Annotated in this window: 13 protein-coding genes; 1 reads left to right on the forward strand and 12 read right to left on the reverse strand. The window is 52.3% G+C overall.

Translation table 11 applies throughout. From position 1 onward, the window contains the following. Positions 1 to 89 precede the first annotated feature (89 nt). From ACESZP_RS12210 to ACESZP_RS12240, 7 genes are all read right to left on the reverse strand, one after another. On the reverse strand, positions 90 to 344 hold the full coding sequence (locus ACESZP_RS12210; RefSeq protein ID WP_178039449.1) for an HPr family phosphocarrier protein: 255 nt from the start codon (positions 342 to 344) through the stop codon (positions 90 to 92). After that, a complete protein-coding gene (whiA, locus tag ACESZP_RS12215) occupies positions 301 to 1,239 on the reverse strand; it encodes a DNA-binding protein WhiA (RefSeq protein ID WP_178039448.1) in 939 nt (312 codons plus the stop codon). Before whiA ends, ACESZP_RS12210 begins: the two co-directional genes overlap by 44 nt. Positions 1,240 to 1,258: 19 nt before the next feature. Further along, on the reverse strand, positions 1,259 to 2,137 hold the full coding sequence (gene rapZ / locus ACESZP_RS12220) for an RNase adapter RapZ (RefSeq protein ID WP_178039447.1): 879 nt from the start codon (positions 2,135 to 2,137) through the stop codon (positions 1,259 to 1,261). Positions 2,138 to 2,167: 30 nt separating this feature from the next. Beyond that, positions 2,168 to 3,076, reverse strand: a complete 909-nt coding sequence (gene murB / locus ACESZP_RS12225; protein WP_499709134.1) for a UDP-N-acetylmuramate dehydrogenase — start codon at positions 3,074 to 3,076, stop codon at positions 2,168 to 2,170. A 231-nt stretch (positions 3,077 to 3,307) separates the two neighbouring features. Further along, complete coding sequence (gene uvrA / locus ACESZP_RS12230) at positions 3,308 to 6,127, reverse strand: excinuclease ABC subunit UvrA (protein ID WP_499709135.1); 2,820 nt, start codon at positions 6,125 to 6,127, stop codon at positions 3,308 to 3,310. A 36-nt stretch (positions 6,128 to 6,163) separates the two neighbouring features. Next, on the reverse strand, positions 6,164 to 8,143 hold the full coding sequence (gene uvrB / locus ACESZP_RS12235; RefSeq protein ID WP_499709136.1) for an excinuclease ABC subunit UvrB: 1,980 nt from the start codon (positions 8,141 to 8,143) through the stop codon (positions 6,164 to 6,166). Between the two features lie 312 nt (positions 8,144 to 8,455). Then, positions 8,456 to 9,349, reverse strand: a complete 894-nt coding sequence (locus tag ACESZP_RS12240; protein ID WP_499709137.1) for a LysR family transcriptional regulator — start codon at positions 9,347 to 9,349, stop codon at positions 8,456 to 8,458. 191 nt (positions 9,350 to 9,540) lie between these two features. Here ACESZP_RS12240 and ACESZP_RS12245 point away from each other — a divergent pair, with 191 nt between their 5' ends. Further along, positions 9,541 to 10,713, forward strand: coding sequence for an NAD(P)-dependent malic enzyme (locus tag ACESZP_RS12245; RefSeq protein WP_158363640.1), 1,173 nt, complete (start codon positions 9,541 to 9,543; stop codon positions 10,711 to 10,713). A 128-nt stretch (positions 10,714 to 10,841) separates the two neighbouring features. Here ACESZP_RS12245 and ACESZP_RS12250 read toward each other — a convergent pair whose 3' ends face one another. From ACESZP_RS12250 to ACESZP_RS12270, 5 genes are all read right to left on the reverse strand, one after another. Beyond that, positions 10,842 to 11,024 (reverse strand): hypothetical protein, encoded by a 183-nt coding sequence (locus ACESZP_RS12250; RefSeq protein WP_499709138.1) that lies wholly within the window; start codon positions 11,022 to 11,024, stop codon positions 10,842 to 10,844. A gap of 10 nt (positions 11,025 to 11,034) precedes the next feature. Then, positions 11,035 to 12,771, reverse strand: coding sequence for an RNA polymerase sigma factor (locus ACESZP_RS12255; protein WP_499709139.1), 1,737 nt, complete (start codon positions 12,769 to 12,771; stop codon positions 11,035 to 11,037). Positions 12,772 to 12,917: 146 nt separating this feature from the next. Beyond that, positions 12,918 to 13,460 (reverse strand): rubrerythrin, encoded by a 543-nt coding sequence (gene rbr / locus ACESZP_RS12260; protein WP_499709140.1) that lies wholly within the window; start codon positions 13,458 to 13,460, stop codon positions 12,918 to 12,920. A 166-nt stretch (positions 13,461 to 13,626) separates the two neighbouring features. After that, on the reverse strand, positions 13,627 to 15,042 hold the full coding sequence (locus tag ACESZP_RS12265; RefSeq protein ID WP_499709141.1) for an MFS transporter: 1,416 nt from the start codon (positions 15,040 to 15,042) through the stop codon (positions 13,627 to 13,629). A gap of 21 nt (positions 15,043 to 15,063) precedes the next feature. Continuing rightward, positions 15,064 to 16,239 (reverse strand): M20 metallopeptidase family protein, encoded by a 1,176-nt coding sequence (locus tag ACESZP_RS12270; protein ID WP_499709142.1) that lies wholly within the window; start codon positions 16,237 to 16,239, stop codon positions 15,064 to 15,066. Positions 16,240 to 16,456: the final 217 nt, after the last annotated feature.

Raw genomic sequence — 16,456 nt, forward strand, 5'->3', positions numbered from 1 at the left:
AGACTGTATGATCCGTTTCATCATAACAAATTTCCGGACAAAAAACAAGGACTGCCGGAAAATCCCGGCAGTCCCTCACAATCGTCTGATTATTTGCTGCTTAAAAACTTCTCGATATTGGCCATAGCCTCTTCTTCGTCCTCGCCGTCCGCAGAAACGGTAACGGTCTCGCCCGCGAAGAGTCCAAGGGTCATCATACCCATAATGCTCTTGGCATTTACCTTCTTGTTATCACTCTCCACATAGATCTCGCTGCCGTACTGGCTCGCCACCTGTACCAGCAATGCGACCGGTCTGGCTTCAAGCCCTTCCGGAATCTGAATCGTGATTTCCTGTTTCATCATAATAATTCTCCTCCTTGTGATCCCTTAGCTCCTCTGCTATCATACTCAGCTTTCTGAGACGGTGATTCACACCGGACTTCCCTACGGGCGGCGTCAGCATCTGACCCAGCTCCTTTAAGGTCGTCTCCGGCTGCTCCAGACGGAGTACTGCTATCTCCGCCAGGTTCTCCGGCAACTCATCAAAGCCAATGGTTCTCTGAATAAATTGGATATCCTCTATCTGTTTTACCGCTGCTGAAACGGTCTTATTCAAGTTCGCAGTTTCACAGTTCACCTGTCGATTGACGGAATTGCGCATCTCCTTCAGAATCCGGACATTTTCGAACTTCATCAGGGCCACATGGGCTTCCATCACATTCAAAAGGTCCGCAATCTGCGATCCTTCCTTTACGTATAACACGTAACTGCGCTTTCGCAGCGTGATCCGCGCGTCTATCCCGAAGCTGGCCAGCATCTCCCGAAGCTCATCCGCCTTCTCTTCCCCGCTGCACACGATTTCAAAATGATAGCCCTTCTCCGGGTCGCTCAAGGAGCCGGACGCCAGAAAGGCTCCCCGTATGTAAGCCCGCCTGCAGCACTGATTCTGCACCAGCATATGCTTCACGGGCTCCAGCCCTCCGAAGGAAGTCACCTCATAGCTGAGACTTCCCCTGGGATTTCTGCTCTGCCGCGTCGACACGTTCATTTCTATATTAAATGTTTTTCTCAATAATGTAAAGTACTTTCTTGCAACGGCCAGATTCTCCGTGTGCATTTTCACGCAGGGGGACTCTCCTTCAACACTCTCCACGCGGCTGCAGAAGTTTAAAATAGCGGCCATCTCAGCCAGTCTGCAATGTCTGGCCGGCGGCACATGGGCGGAGAGCTCCTGCTTGATCTCACTGGAAAAAGACATAGATCACCTCTTCATTTCCCTAATGCGCTTTTACAACGGCATCCTTCTCAATATCGCGATGCTCGATACGCACCGCGTAGTCCGCATTGTTTCGCAGCCGTTCATAAAGCTTATTGGCCAGGGTGACAGAGCGGTGCTTGCCGCCTGTGCAGCCGATGGAGATCACCAGCTGGTTCTTGCCCTCCAGCACATAATTCGGAATCAGGAACTGAATCATGTCAATCAGCTTGTCCAGAAACCGGTGGGACACCTCGAAGCCCATAACGAAATCCTGCACCGGCTTGTCATTGCCGCTGAGCTTCCGAAGTTCTTCATAATAATAGGGATTCGGCAGGAACCGCACGTCAAATACCAGATCGGAATCCGTCGGAATGCCGTATTTAAAGCCAAAGGAAAGGACGGTAATGACCAGGTTCTTAAAGTTCTTATTCTGCACAAAGATCTTGTCCAGTTCCTGCTTCAGCTCCCTGGTCAGCAGATTGCTGGTATCAATGATATAATCCGCCTGCTTCTTCAGAAATTCCAGCCTTTTGCGCTCCTCCTGGATACCGTCGGCCACGCGGCCATTCTGCGCCAGCGGATGCGTACGCCGGGTCTCCTTGTAGCGCTTCACCAGCACCTCGTCAGAGGAATCCAGGAACAGGATTTCATAGTTCACGCCTGCCACGGTCAGTTCCTCCAGAGTGGCCGCCAGCTCGTTAAAAGCTTTTCCGCTTCGGATATCAATGCCCAACGCCACCTTCGTGACCTCCGTATTGCCCGGATAAATCAGCTCAGAAAATTTCTCAATCAGAGAAATCGGCAGATTATCCACGCAGAAATAACCTGCGTCCTCCAACGCCCGAAGAGCGGTGCTTCGTCCCGCGCCTGACATTCCTGTTACAATTACAAATCTCATCTGTATCTTCTCCTGTCTGTTTCGACGCTCTTAAAAACCAAGTAGCTTTACTTCCATTTCCAGCTCCACACCGAACTGTTTCTTTACTTCTTCCTGCACATGGCGCACCAGATCCATCACATTCCGGGCTGTCGCGCCGCCCCGGTTGATAACGAAGCCACAGTGCTTCTCAGACACCTGCGCGCCGCCTACGCTGTAACCACGCAGTCCCGCGTCCATGATGAGCTTTCCTGCAAAATAGCCCTCAGGCCGCTTGAAGGTGCTGCCTGCGCTGGCATATTCCAGCGGCTGCTTGGATGTTCTCGCCTCCTTCAGCTCCTGCATCCGGGCTTCAATCTCCCCTTTATTGCCTTTCTCCAGCTCCAGCAGAGCGCTCAGAACCAGATAGCCCTTTTTTGCAATGACGCTGGTACGGTAACCCAGCTCCAGCTTGTCTTTTTTAAGCCGCAGGATTTCTCCGTCCGGCTTCATGACCACAGCCTCTTTGACCACGTCCTTCATCTCTCCGCCGTAGGCTCCGGCGTTCATGACCAGTGCTCCCCCTAAGGTTCCCGGGATACCGGAAGCGAATTCCAGTCCGGTCAGTCCCTCTTTGGCCGCCAGACGGGCCATGCGTACCAACAGGGCTCCGGCTTCTACTTCCAACTCGGTGCCATTTACGCGAATGCCGTCCATATTGCGGAACAGTTGGATGATGACGCCCTCATATCCTTCGTCGCTCACCAGCACATTGCTGCCATTCCCCAGGATATAATAGGGGACGCCAGCTTCCACGCAGGCCTTTACCGTGTCCGCCAGCTGCGGTACCGTCTGAGGCATGCAGAAAATGGCCGCCGGGCCACCGATGCGAAAGGTGGTATGACGGCTCATGGGCTCGTCCCGCAGGACATTGGCAGCTTCATTTATATTGCAAAGGATTTCATATAATTTCTGAATCATTGTGTGTTCTCCATTGGGATTTGGTTGTTTCTATACTCTGTTTTAGTATATGCGAAAAAATAAATAAAAACAACCCTCGAAAAAGGAAATTTATTCCCTTTTCCGAGGATTAAAATGCACAGAAAGCCTGCATAGCAGGCTTTCGCGCGTACTATACTCGGGATTTTGGCATATAATGCCAAAACACCTCGCGGGATAGCTATCCCATTACTTTTCCATTAAAAATACTTTCTATAAATATTTTCTAAGGTACTGGCCCGTATAGGAGAGCTCCTGCTCCGATACCTCCTCCGGCGTGCCCTTGGCAATGACCGTGCCGCCCCGGTCGCCGCCTTCCGGTCCCATGTCAATGATGTAATCGGCCGTCTTAATCACGTCCAGATTATGCTCGATGACCACGACTGTATTGCCGCCCTCGGCCAGCCGCTGCAGAATCTCCGTCAGCTTATGGACATCGGCAAAATGCAGGCCCGTAGTCGGCTCATCCAGAATGTAGATGGTCTTGCCGGTGCTCCGTCTGGACAGCTCGGTGGCCAGCTTAATCCGCTGGGCTTCCCCTCCGGACAGGGTCGTGGAAGGCTGTCCCAGCTTGATATAGGAAAGTCCCACGTCGTTCAGGGTCTCAATTTTCCTGCGGATAGTCGGCACATTTTCGAAGAAGGTCATGGCCTCTTCCACAGTCATATCCAGCACGTCAAAGATGCTCTTGCCCTTATACTTCACATCCAGAGTCTCCCGGTTGTAGCGTTTTCCCTGGCAGACCTCGCAGGGCACATACACGTCCGGCAGGAAATGCATCTCGATTTTGATGATTCCGTCGCCGGAGCAGGCCTCACAGCGGCCACCTTTCACATTGAAGCTGAAACGGCCCTTCTTATAGCCCTTGCTCTTGGCGTCGGCTGTGGACGCGAACAAGTCGCGGATCTGGTCGAATACGCCGGTGTAAGTGGCCGGGTTGGAACGGGGCGTCCGCCCAATAGGGGACTGGTCGATGGCAATGACCTTGTCAAGCTGCTCTAACCCTGTGATTTCCTTGTATTTACCCGGAATGGTGCGGGCCCGGTTCAGCTTCCGCGCCAGGGTCTTATAGAGAATCTCATTGACCAGAGAGCTCTTTCCGGAACCGGACACGCCGGTGACGCAGGTCATAACGCCCAGGGGGAAATCCACCTGGATATTCTTCAGGTTATTTTCCGCAGCGCCCCTGACCGTCAGCCAGCCCGTGGGAGTTCTTCTGGTCTCCGGCACCGGAATCTTTAATTTTCCGCTTAAGTAAGCTCCGGTAATGGAATCCGGGCAGGCCATAATCTCCTGTGCCGTACCCGCCGCCACGACCCTGCCGCCGTGCTCGCCCGCGCCCGGGCCGATATCCACGATATAATCCGCCGCGAACATGGTATCCTCGTCATGCTCCACCACAATCAGGGTATTACCCAGATCCCGCAGGCGCTTCAGGGTCGCCAGCAGCTTATCGTTGTCCCGCTGATGCAGGCCGATGCTGGGCTCGTCCAGAATATAGGCCACGCCCACCAGGCCGGAGCCGATCTGAGTGGCCAGACGGATACGCTGAGCCTCGCCGCCGGACAGACTGCCGGTGGCCCGGGCCAGGGTCAGATAATCCAGTCCCACATCAATCAGAAAGCCGATGCGGGCCTTAATCTCTTTCAGGATCTGTTCACCAATCAGCTTCTGCTGTTCTGTAAGCTGCAATTCCTTCAGAAAATCATATAGCTTCAGCACGGACATGGACGTCACTTCCGCGATATTTTTCTCCCCTACGGTCACCGCCAGAGACGTCTTCTTCAGACGCTGACCGCCGCAGGCCTTACAGGGTGTAATCCGCATGAAGGTCTCATATTCCTGACGCATGATCTCGGAACCGGTCTCCCGGTAGCGGCGCTCCACATTTTTAATCAGGCCCTCGAAGGCCACATCATAGACGCCCTCGCCCCGCTGACCCTTATAATAGACCTTCACCTCACGGCCATTGGTTCCATGAATCAGTATGTCCCGGATCTCCGGGGACAGCTGCTCATAAGGTGTGGTCAGATCGAAGCTGTATTCCTTGGAAAGGGCTTTCAAAAGCGCATAGGTAAAGCTGGACGGGTCTGTACAGGACTGCCAGCCCATGACCGTAATCGCGCCCTCCGCGATACTTAAGGACTTATCGGGAATCATTAAATCCTCGTCAAATTCCATCTTGTAGCCCAGGCCGAAGCACTCCGGGCAGGCTCCGAAGGGGTTATTAAAGGAAAAGCTTCTGGGTTCAATCTCTTCCATGCTGATGCCGCACTCCGGGCAGGCATAGCTGGAGCTCAAGGTCAGCGTCTCGCCGCCGATGACATCCACCACCAGCAGGCCGTCGGACAGGTTCAGCACCGTCTCGATGGAATCCGCCAGGCGGCGCTCGATGCCCTCTTTCACCACCAGTCGGTCCACCACGATCTCGATGGTATGCTTGATGTTCTTTTCCAGCTTGATTTCTTCGGACAGCTCATAGAGATTGCCGTCGATGCGAACCCGGACGAAGCCGCTTTTCTTCGCCTGCTCCAGCACCTTCACATGCTCGCCCTTGCGGCCCTTGACCACCGGGGCCAGCAGCTGGATTTTCGTCCGCTCAGGCATGGCCATGATCTGGTCTACCATCTGGTCTACACTCTGCTTCTTGATCTCCTTGCCGCATTTCGGACAATGGGGAATACCGATCCGGGCATAGAGCAGTCGGAAATAGTCGTAAATCTCCGTCACGGTTCCCACCGTGGATCTGGGGTTCCGGTTTGTAGACTTCTGGTCGATGGAAATGGCCGGAGACAGGCCGTCGATGCTTTCCACATTGGGCTTCTCCATCTGGCCCAGGAACTGACGGGCATAGGATGACAGGGACTCCATGTAGCGCCGTTGTCCTTCCGCATAAATGGTGTCGAAGGCCAGGGACGATTTCCCCGAACCGCTTAGTCCCGTCAGCACCACAAATTTGTCTCTGGGGATGTCGATATCCAGGTTCTTTAAATTGTGCTCGTTGGCGCCCCGGATTCTGATAAATTTATCCATTGTTTTTCTCCTCGTCAATGCATTGCGACGCAGGTTTTAAAGCTCATTTGCCTGCTTCTTTAATTCTATCATCTTATCACGCAGTTCTGCCGCCAGCTCGAAGTTCAGATCCGCAGCTGCCTTCTTCATCTTCTTATCAATGTCCTTGATGAGCTTCTCCAGTTCCTTCTTGCTCATGGATTCCGGATCCTTCTCGAACTGCAGCTCTTCCTTGGCAATCTCCCTGGAAATGCTGATGAGATCCCGTACGGACTTCTGAATGGTCTTCGGCGTGATGCCATGCTCCTTATTATATGCCTCCTGCAGCGCGCGACGGCGCTCGGTCTCATCGATGGCCAGCCGCATGGAATCGGTAACGGTATCCGCGTACATGATGACATGGCCTTCGGAATTTCGTGCCGCACGACCGATGGTCTGAATCAGGGAGACCTCGGAACGCAGGAACCCTTCTTTGTCCGCGTCCAGAATCGCCACCAGGGTAATTTCCGGAATATCCAGACCCTCACGCAACAGGTTAATACCAACTAACACATCAAAGACATCCAGACGCATATCCCGGATAATCTGGGTCCGCTCCAGGGTGTCGATATCTGAATGCAGGTATTTGACCCGGATACCCAGCTCCCGCATGTAGTCGGTCAGATCCTCAGCCATGCGTTTCGTCAGGGTAGTGATCAGGATCTTGTGGCCTGCTGCCACCTCCTTATTCACCTCGCCCACCAGGTCGTCGATCTGGCCCTCCACCGGACGAATTTCCACCTTGGGATCCAGAAGTCCCGTAGGCCGGATAATCTGCTCCGCCCGCAGCATCTCGTGATCGGCCTCATACTCGCCCGGCGTGGCGGAGACGAACATAATCTGGTCAATCTTGCTCTCAAATTCCTCAAAGTTCAGCGGACGGTTGTCGAGCGCCGACGGCAGACGGAAGCCGTAATCCACCAGCGTGGTCTTCCGGGATCGATCGCCCGCGTACATACCGCGGATCTGGGGCACGGTCTTATGGGACTCGTCTATGATAATCAGAAAATCATCCGGAAAATAATCCATCAGCGTATTGGGCGGCGTGCCCGGCGCAGCGCCGGTCAGATGTCTCGAATAGTTCTCGATACCGGAGCAGAAACCGGTTTCCTTCAGCATCTCGATATCAAAATTTGTCCTCTCTGCGATGCGCTGGGCCTCCAAAAGCTTATCCTCACTCTTGAAGTAACGCACCCGCTCCTCCAGCTCCTTCTCGATATCGGCTGCCGCACGCTTAATCTGCTCCATGGGTACGACGTAATGAGACGCCGGGAAAATGGCCACGTGCTCAAGCTCCCCTTTGATCTCGCCGGTCAGCACATCAATCTGGGTAATCCGGTCGATCTCGTCCCCGAAAAACTCCACCCGCACCGCCAGCTCGGACTCATTGGCCGGAATAATCTCCACCACATCACCCCGCACCCGGAAGGTACCGCGCTTGAAATCCATATCGTTGCGGTCATACTGGATATCCACCAGCTGCCGCAGCACCTCGTCACGATCCTTCTGCATGCCAGGCCGCAGGGAAACCATCATTTTCTCAAAATTCTCCGGCTCACCCAGACCATAGATACAGGACACGCTGGACACGATAATCACATCCCGCCGTTCAATCAGCGCCGCCGTAGCTGACAGGCGGAGCTTATCAATCTCGTCGTTGATCGACGAATCCTTTGCAATATAGGTATCCGTTGAAGGCACATAGGCCTCCGGCTGGTAGTAATCATAATAGGAAACAAAGTATTCCACCGCGTTTTCAGGGAAAAACTCTTTAAACTCACCATATAGCTGCGCGGCAAGGGTTTTATTATGGGCGATAATCAGGGTTGGCTTATTCAACGCCTGTATCACATTCGCCATCGTAAAAGTCTTGCCCGATCCCGTAACCCCCAGTAAAGTCTGGGCCTGGTTGCCTTCCTTAAAGCCCTCCACCAGCTTCGCAATGGCCTGGGGCTGGTCGCCGGTGGGCTGGTATTCGCTGTGTAATCTGAACTCCATATCGTGTAATTTCCTTTCTAGTGACCCGGAAAAAAGTTCGCCTATAAGGCAGAAATTCGTAAAATGAAGGCTTTTTTCCCTGCCTAATAGACGAACTTTTGCCATTTTACGAATGCAGGTCACTAAAACCTCTTTTTTCTACTCCACAACACCGCTCAAATCCTGATGGATTTAGCATACTTAAAGTCACTGAAAATTATAACACGGATATGAAAAAAAGTATAGGGAATTCGGAACATTTGTTCTTTTCCTATACTTTTCTTCATCACCTTGTTCTCCCTCAACATAAACTTCAGGAATCTTAATGAAACCTCATGTTTTTTCAATAATTCCCTGAAATTTAAATTTTTTGGCAAATCGTAAAAAATGCTCCACATCATTGTAGAGATATTGATCCCGTTTCCACAGCAGTACCGTGTCAAAATAGATGGGTTCGGAAAATGGGACCGCTACCAGATCCGGCTCCTGACGAACCAGGGCGTCCATCAGGAAGGCTGCTGCCGTGCCATCGGAAATAAACTGCTTAATCATGCTGAGCTGACTGGAGTAAAGCAGCACATTGGGCCGGAGCTGCTGCTCCGCGAAAAGGGACAGCACTGCGTTGGAGGGCGCCGTATCCGTTCCGAAAAGTACCAAAGGCTCCCCCTCCAGCATGGTCACATCAATTGCTTTCGCCCGGGCCAGGCGATGGGAAGGACTGACACAGAGCACCAACTGTGTCCGCGCAAGCTTCTGACAGGAAAATTCCGGAGAAGGAGCCGCCGGAAGCGTGGCCATGGCCAGATCCAGTTCTCCCTGCTCCAGAAGCTTTTCCGCATGGAGGGAACCGCATTCCGTAATAGAAAGGGTGATTTCCGGATACGCTGCCTGGAACGCCTTATAGAGCTGCGGGAAAAAGACCGTCCCGGCCATGGGCGGAATCCCGATACGGAACCGGTTTTTCTGATTGCCCAGATCCTCCATCTGCCAGGAAAGCTCGTCAAACTGGCGGATCAGCTTCTGTGCGCGTTCCCGTAAGAAGCTTCCCTCCGCCGTCAGCACCAGCCGCCGTCCCTCATGACGGAACAGGTTGATCTGAAACTCGCTTTCCAGATCCCGGATGCTTCCTGACACGGAAGGCTGGGAAATATGCAGAAATTCCGCGGCACGGCTGACGCTCTGGAACTGACAGACTGCAAGGAACTGCTGTAATTTGGCTATTGTCATGGACTTAAACTCCTTTCCGTGTAATCCAATCTATAGTTTTTTCCTATAATAACTTATTATATATATATTTTACTTTTCTGTAAAGTCGCGCTATGATACGAATAGCAATGATTGTACCGTAAAAAATACAATACGGTGCCAAGCATGGATATATGAATGATGCCGTTTATCAGAGAAAAGGAGAATTTATCATGGATTACGCTGCAGAATCACTGAAATTACACTATGAATGGAAAGGCAAGCTGGAGGTTACTCCCCGCGCTGCCGTAGACAGCAAGGAGGCTCTTTCTCTTGCTTATACACCGGGTGTCGCACAGCCCTGTCTGGAGATTCAGAAGGACGTCAATAAGAGCTACGAGCTGACCCGCCGCTGGAACACCGTAGCCGTAGTGACCGACGGTACCGCAGTCCTGGGTCTGGGCGATATCGGACCGGAAGCCGGTATGCCGGTTATGGAGGGTAAATGCGTCCTGTTCAAGGCCTTCGGTGATGTGGACGCGATTCCGCTCTGCGTGCGGAGCAAGGATGTGGACGATATCGTGAATACCGTCGCTCTGCTGGCAGGCTCCTTCGGCGGCGTAAACCTGGAGGACATCTCCGCTCCCCGCTGTTTCGAGATCGAGCAGAAGCTGAAGGAGCGCTGCGATATCCCGATTTTCCATGACGACCAGCACGGTACTGCCGTTATCACACTGGCAGGTCTGATGAACGCTCTGAAGCTGGTAGGCAAGAAGATCGAGGACGTAAAGATCGTTACCTCCGGCGCAGGCGCAGCCGGTATCGCTATCATCAAGCTGATGATGAGCATGGGCCTGAAAAATGTTATTATGACAGACCGTAAGGGCGCCATCTACGAGGGCCGTGAGGGGCTGAACCCTATCAAGGAAGAAATCGCAGCTGTCACCAACCGGAACATGGAGAAGGGTACCCTGGCTGAGGTCATCAAGGGCGCAGACGTATTCGTCGGCGTATCCGCACCGGGCGTTCTGACCAAGGAAATGGTTTCCACCATGGCGAAGGATGCTATCATCTTCGCATGCGCAAACCCGACTCCGGAGATTTTCCCGGATGAGGCAAAGGCTGCAGGTGCCGCTGTGGTATCCACCGGCCGCAGCGACTTCCCGAACCAGGTCAACAATGTTCTGGCTTTCCCGGGTATCTTCCGCGGAGCTCTGGACGTTCGCGCATCCGATATCAACGACGAGATGAAGATCGCCGCTGCACGCGCTATCGCTTCCCTGGTATCCGACGAGGAGCTGAACGCAGATTATATCCTGCCGGCAGCCTTCGATTCCAGACTGAAGGATTGCGTCGCTAAGGCTGTAGCCGAGGCTGCTAAAAAGAGCGGCGTAGCTCGTATCTAATATTGGCAATTACGTTCACTGGATAGAACTCATCATAAGAAAATCCGCAGGAGATTCGGTGTTTTTCACCGGATGGCCTGCGGATTTTTCGTATTGTCCTGCTTTCTTCCATATTCTTTTGACTTCGGCTAGTTCTCCGGCCACGCGGAGCCTTCCTCCAGCCCCTGCGCCCTCAGCCAGTCGTCCTCTACGGACAGGCTGCTCTCCTGACCGGTTTCATTCTCCAGGATGACCAGTACTTTAGCCTTTTCGTCGGCTGTGCGTTCCTCGCAGCCGTATTCGCCGTCGAAGATTTGTTTGATTCTTTTCATGGTGACTCCTTTATCTGATCGTATAGCTATATTTTTGCTCCCAGTTTTTTACAACTTTATCTATGCGAACCCAGGTCTTTTCCGGAATCTCTTCATCCGGTCCGTAGTATAGCATCAGCTCCCGCCGATATTCCGCGTACTCGCCCTCGTAATACGTGGCCGGAGGCCAGGTGCTTCCCTCAGCCGTAAAAACCGGCGCAGTTTCTCCGTCTGCTTCCAGCTCACCGCTTTCCCGGTTCAGAGAATAGGATGTTCCCGTCTTCATCCGTCCCCAGCTGGCGGAAATGGAAAATAATTTTGTGTTCTTCTCCAGGGTAACCGGCTCTACATACAAAAGTATCTGAGTGCCATACCTGATGGAACCATCTTCCATCTCTGTTTCTGTCACCTTTCGCTCTATTTTCACGATATGATAGCAGTCTTCCCCCACTTCAAAGGGAATATCCACTGCTTCCGAGCCATTTTCCGCCGGTATGGGCACCTCAAAAAGCGGACCCTCCGTTCCCAGTTCTGCCTTCAGAGAGACAGCCGGAATCCTCAGCTGATAGGGCTTGCCCTGCTGCGCGCTTACCTCCGCTGTGAAGCTGCCGCTGCCATCCAGGCCGTCGTGCAGCCAGAGTACATAATCCTCTTTTTCCCGTTCCTCCGGCAATATGGGATAATGCCCCAGACCGCAGATCTTCCAGAGTTCCTTCCCATAGCTCCAGGCGTTCAACTGCAAGGTATTTTCATCCTTCCAGTCCCCGCTTACCACCAGGGTACGGCCCTTATGGGTCACCGGCTGGCCGATGGCGTCCAGACTGTCGTATTCCGTAAGCGCTGTCATCTGTAACGTTACGGTCTGATCAAACAAATGAAGAAGAAACTGCTCCTGAGGTTTATAGAAAGTGAAATCCCAATCCAGAATCAGAAGCCCGTTCCGGAGATCCTGACAGCTGGAACCTGAACCACGCAAGTGGGTGCCATCCTCACTTTCCGCCCAGATATTCTCACGGACGGTATCAAACCAGTCGTCCTCCTCCGAGTGAACGACTGTCATTTTCACATAGAGAGATTGTTCCTGCCAGATGGCATACTCTACCGTAATTCTGCCGTATTCGGTCTCCACTTCCAGGGGAAGCGTCGTCCCTCTGTAAATCTCTTCTTCCGCGTCCCGGATCCCCGTCACCGGATTGAACCGAACCCGGATGACAGCCGCCGCGCAGGCTCCCAGAATTCCCAGTACTGCCAGAACCATCAATGCCAGCCGAAGCTTTCTGAGATTTCGCTGCTGCCGTTTTTTCACGGTCTCCACGGGGAGCTGCATGGCCTCGGCGATCTCCCGGCAGGTCAGGCCATCGTAATACTGCATCCGGATCATCCGGCTGTCCTGCTCCTTCAGCTTGCCAAGGGCCTGCTCCAGCGCCTCCCGGTTCAGGATGGCGTCCTCGCCGCTGTCCGCCGCAGCTTCCTCCAGCATTTCCAGGGGGACTGCACTCTGCTTCCCGTTCTGGGTCGCCATCCGGATGGCCTTTCGCTTGGCAATCACATAGAGATATGCTTTGATCGTCCCCTTTTCCGTCCGGAACCGCTCCCGGTTTCCGTAAAAATCCGCAAAGGTCTCCTGTACGCACTCCCGGATATCCTCCGGATTCGTCAGATACAGATGACATGCGCTCCACAGAAGGCCCATATATTGTTCCATTAGAAGGCCCATGCCCTCCTCCGGGTTTTGATCCAGCAGGTGCAGAAGTTTTTTGTCGGTCATAGGGGTTCCTCCTCTCGCACGATATTTCCTTTTACTTATAGTTGCGGAAAATTCGTGTTTTGGGGACATTTTTCATAAAGATTCCATGTTTCCGTTGTTTTCTTCAGTGTAACAGGTTTTTTCCATTACGTCCATTCTTTTCCAAATTAGTAATTTTCTTTCCGAACCTCGAAATAGTTCTGCGGATAGTTGCAGACCGGACATACCTTCGGGGCCTCAGTGCCTGCTACGATATGGCCACAGTTCCGGCACTCCCAGATCTGGACGCCACTCTTCTCAAATACCTGATGGGTCTCCACGTTCTGCAGCAGCGCGCGATATCTCTCCTCGTGGGTCTTCTCAATAGCTCCTACGCCGCGGAACTTCTCCGCCAGCTGCTGAAATCCCTCTTCCTCGGCCTCTTTCGCCATGCGCTCGTACATATCCGTCCACTCGGCATTCTCGCCCTCTGCCGCGTGAAGCAGGTTCTCAGAGGTATCGCCCAGCTCACCCAGCTCCTTGAACCAGAGCTTCGCATGCTCCTTCTCGTTCTCTGCTGTCTTCAGAAACAGCTCCGCGATCTGCTCATAGCCCGCTTTCTTCGCCACAGACGCGAAATAAGTGTACTTATTGCGCACCTGGGACTCGCCCGCAAAGGCCTCCCACAGATTTTTTTCGGTTTTTGTTCCGACGTACTTATTGGTTCCCATGATGTAATCTCCTTTCTTTTTATTTCAAAATAGTAACTATTACTGTTATATGCATGTAGCATATTCTAAAGAGTCCGTCAACTACTATTTTCCCAAAAAATAAGACCGTCCATTCCTGGGAAATTTTTTCAGGAATGACGGTCTTATTTTCAGTATTTCTATACCGCTATACGTTCTTATTTGCCCGGCGCTCCTTCAGCTCCGCACGCATCTTCGTGTTGAACTCACCATGCAACGGATAGGCCTTCAGCATGATGAAGCAGAGGATGCCCATGGCGAATAGGAGCCAGATGCAGATATCCACTACCATGGACTTCAGCTGCGGGGTTACAATGCTGTAGTTTACATAACCTACCGCCGCCAGCGCGATACCTACGACCAGGGTGGAGACAGAACCGCTCAGCTTCTTCAGAAGGGTTACGGCGCTGTTCACAAACGCAGCCTGTGCGGTGTGGAACTTCCACTCGGTGTAGTCTGCCACATCCATGATAAACGCTACGATAGCGATATTGGCCACGATATTGCCGAACGCACCAAATGCGGTCAATACCAGGAAGATCATCAGGATCTTGGAGTTGTACTGATAGGTCTCAGCCAGCAGGGTACCTCTCATAACCAGATAACCGATGGGCTGAATCAGGTAGATACCAAGGCCAAGCATCGCCATGGTACGCTTCTCCATCTTCTTCAGGATACCCGGCACAAACGGGATAACACCAATGGAAAATACCAGGCTGATAACGCCGGAAAGCGCGATGATGTCAGTGCTTCCCAGGGCAATACGGTAGAAATAAATGTTCGCCGCATTGATGGTATTCATCATCAGGAACAGAGTTCCATAGGCGCCTGCTGCCAGAAGCAGCGGCTTGTTATGTACGACGATATGCAGCTGATCCTTCCAGGTAAACCGTTCCGGTTCAGGCAGGCTGTTGTAGTAATCCTTCTTCCGGACGCCCACACAGCAGGCCAGACCACCGATAATATCACAGACAGCGACAATGGCAGCGATGGTCAGCCAGCCCTTTGCCTCCGTAGCCGCGCCATTGACGATGGGCATAACCAGAATGGAAACCACGATGGCGCTTCCGGTTCCGAACAGCTGACGGTAGGTCAGCAAACGGTTACGCTGATGCGGGTCTGCACTCATAACGCTGTTCAGCGCCTGCCAGGATACCGTAAACATGGTCTGCACCCAGCAGTAGATAAACATCACCAGGAAGAAATAACCTGCGTTCATGGCTCCCGTAAATCCCGGATTTACAAAGCACAAAATAGTAATAATTCCTAATAAAATACTGCCCCAGAACATCCAGGGACGGTATTTACCCATACGCTTCGTGTTGGTACGATCCGCCAGAACCGCGATAATTGGGTCGTTGATAGCGTCCCAGATAACCATGATGGTCATCAGCGCGCCCGCGATAGCCGGGTTAATCTTGGCGATATCTGTCATAAAGGACAGCTGATAGCTGCTTCGCAGCTGATTGTTCATATTGGCGGGCAATGCGCCCATGCCGTAGGCAAATACATGGCCATGGGTCAGTTTTTCCGGATCATCCTCTTTTGTTTTCTTCTGAAACATACTCCCTCTCCTCTTCCTCTTTTATGCGTGCTCTTCCAACCAGCGCTGCGCGCAGTGTGCAAGATATGCCGCGCCTCTGGGCAGAACTTCCTCATTGAACTGTACCTTGGGATTATGAGCGGAATATGCACCGCGATCATCCATATAGCCGCTGGACAGATACATAAAAGTGGACGGTACCTGTTCTGCCACAAATGCGAAGTCCTCCGACGCGCTTGCGGAGATATTCGGATATTCCATGGTTTCCGGCAGCTTCAGCTCACGCATATAGCCTACAAACTCTTTCGTAGTGGACGGATCACAGATAAGCGGCGGTCCGCCTGCGCTGATTTCCACTTCTGTATCTGCCCCGTATACCTTTGCGGTAGCCTCTGCAACTTCTTTTACGCGCTTCATCAGCTTCTGCTGCGCCTCTTTTGTGTCCGCACGCAAAGTTCCTGTCAGCTCCGCCTCTTCCGGGATGATATTCATGGCTGTTCCTGCATGGAAGGTTCCCACGGTAATAACACAGGCATCATGGGGATCAAATTCTCTTGCGATAATTTCCTGAAGTGCGATGATAATGTGTGCCCCGATGCTGATAGGGTCAATACAATTCTGAGGAAGCGCTCCATGACCGCCTTTTCCCTTAACCTTGATTTTCAGTGAATTATTAGAAAACATCATGGTGGAATTGTCATTATACATAAACATACCGATGGGCAACTGACCCGGTCCCACATGATATGCAAGAGCTGCGTCTACCTTCGGATTCTCCAGAATTCCATGTTCCAGCATATTCAGACTTCCGTTCAGGCACTCTTCTCCGGGCTGGAACATCAGCTTGACGGTTCCCTTCAGCTCGCTTTCATGTTCTTTGAGCATCTTCGCCGCACCCAGAAGCATAGTAGCGTGCATGTCATGACCGCAGCAGTGCGCTGCCTTCGGATCCTTGGAAGCAAAGGGAAGTCCGCTCTCCTCCGGCATAGCCAATGCGTCCATATCTGCTCTCAGAAGCAACACCTTGCCGCCCTTTCCGATAAGTCCGGTCACGCCCTCGCCGCAGCGCTGCGGTTCGATTCCGTACTCTCTCAATTTTTCTTCAATGAACGCTCTTGTCTTCGGAAGCGTCAGTCCGACCTCTGCATTTTCATGGAGATAACGACGGTTGGTTACCAGCTCGTCCTTCATCTCCAAAGCTCTGTCATAATAGCTCATGTTGTACCTCCTACCGTCCTGGCATATGGATTTTTAAAGCCTTAATGCACAATTATATACACTTTTTTGTGATGCGTCAATGCTTTAGCGAGTAAAATTATCAGATATTTTTTTCACAATCTATAGTTTTTCCCACTTTACTGATTTTTAGTCTTTTTTCAAGAATTAGTTTCTCTTCTGCAATTCTCCGACATCATTCCATTCCGCCGCAGTGCGA

This window comes from Candidatus Dorea massiliensis AP6 (genome assembly GCF_964245105.1).
Lineage (GTDB): Bacteria > Bacillota > Clostridia > Lachnospirales > Lachnospiraceae > Laedolimicola > Laedolimicola intestinihominis.

Bases quoted from the DNA above. Each gene is read 5' to 3' on its own strand.
- ACESZP_RS12240 (WP_499709137.1), bottom strand. From the start codon at position 9,349: ATGACAATAGCCAAATTACAGCAGTTCCTTGCAGTCTGTCAGTTCCAG.
- ACESZP_RS12245 (WP_158363640.1), top strand. From the start codon at position 9,541: ATGGATTACGCTGCAGAATCACTGAAATTACACTATGAATGGAAAGGC.
- ACESZP_RS12270 (WP_499709142.1), bottom strand. From the start codon at position 16,239: ATGAGCTATTATGACAGAGCTTTGGAGATGAAGGACGAGCTGGTAACC.
- whiA (WP_178039448.1), bottom strand. From the start codon at position 1,239: ATGTCTTTTTCCAGTGAGATCAAGCAGGAGCTCTCCGCCCATGTGCCG.
- uvrA (WP_499709135.1), bottom strand. From the start codon at position 6,127: ATGGATAAATTTATCAGAATCCGGGGCGCCAACGAGCACAATTTAAAG.
- ACESZP_RS12250 (WP_499709138.1), bottom strand. From the start codon at position 11,024: ATGAAAAGAATCAAACAAATCTTCGACGGCGAATACGGCTGCGAGGAA.
- uvrB (WP_499709136.1), bottom strand. From the start codon at position 8,143: ATGGAGTTCAGATTACACAGCGAATACCAGCCCACCGGCGACCAGCCC.
- murB (WP_499709134.1), bottom strand. From the start codon at position 3,076: ATGATTCAGAAATTATATGAAATCCTTTGCAATATAAATGAAGCTGCC.
- ACESZP_RS12265 (WP_499709141.1), bottom strand. From the start codon at position 15,042: ATGTTTCAGAAGAAAACAAAAGAGGATGATCCGGAAAAACTGACCCAT.
- rbr (WP_499709140.1), bottom strand. From the start codon at position 13,460: ATGGGAACCAATAAGTACGTCGGAACAAAAACCGAAAAAAATCTGTGG.
- rapZ (WP_178039447.1), bottom strand. From the start codon at position 2,137: ATGAGATTTGTAATTGTAACAGGAATGTCAGGCGCGGGACGAAGCACC.
- ACESZP_RS12255 (WP_499709139.1), bottom strand. From the start codon at position 12,771: ATGACCGACAAAAAACTTCTGCACCTGCTGGATCAAAACCCGGAGGAG.
- ACESZP_RS12210 (WP_178039449.1), bottom strand. From the start codon at position 344: ATGATGAAACAGGAAATCACGATTCAGATTCCGGAAGGGCTTGAAGCC.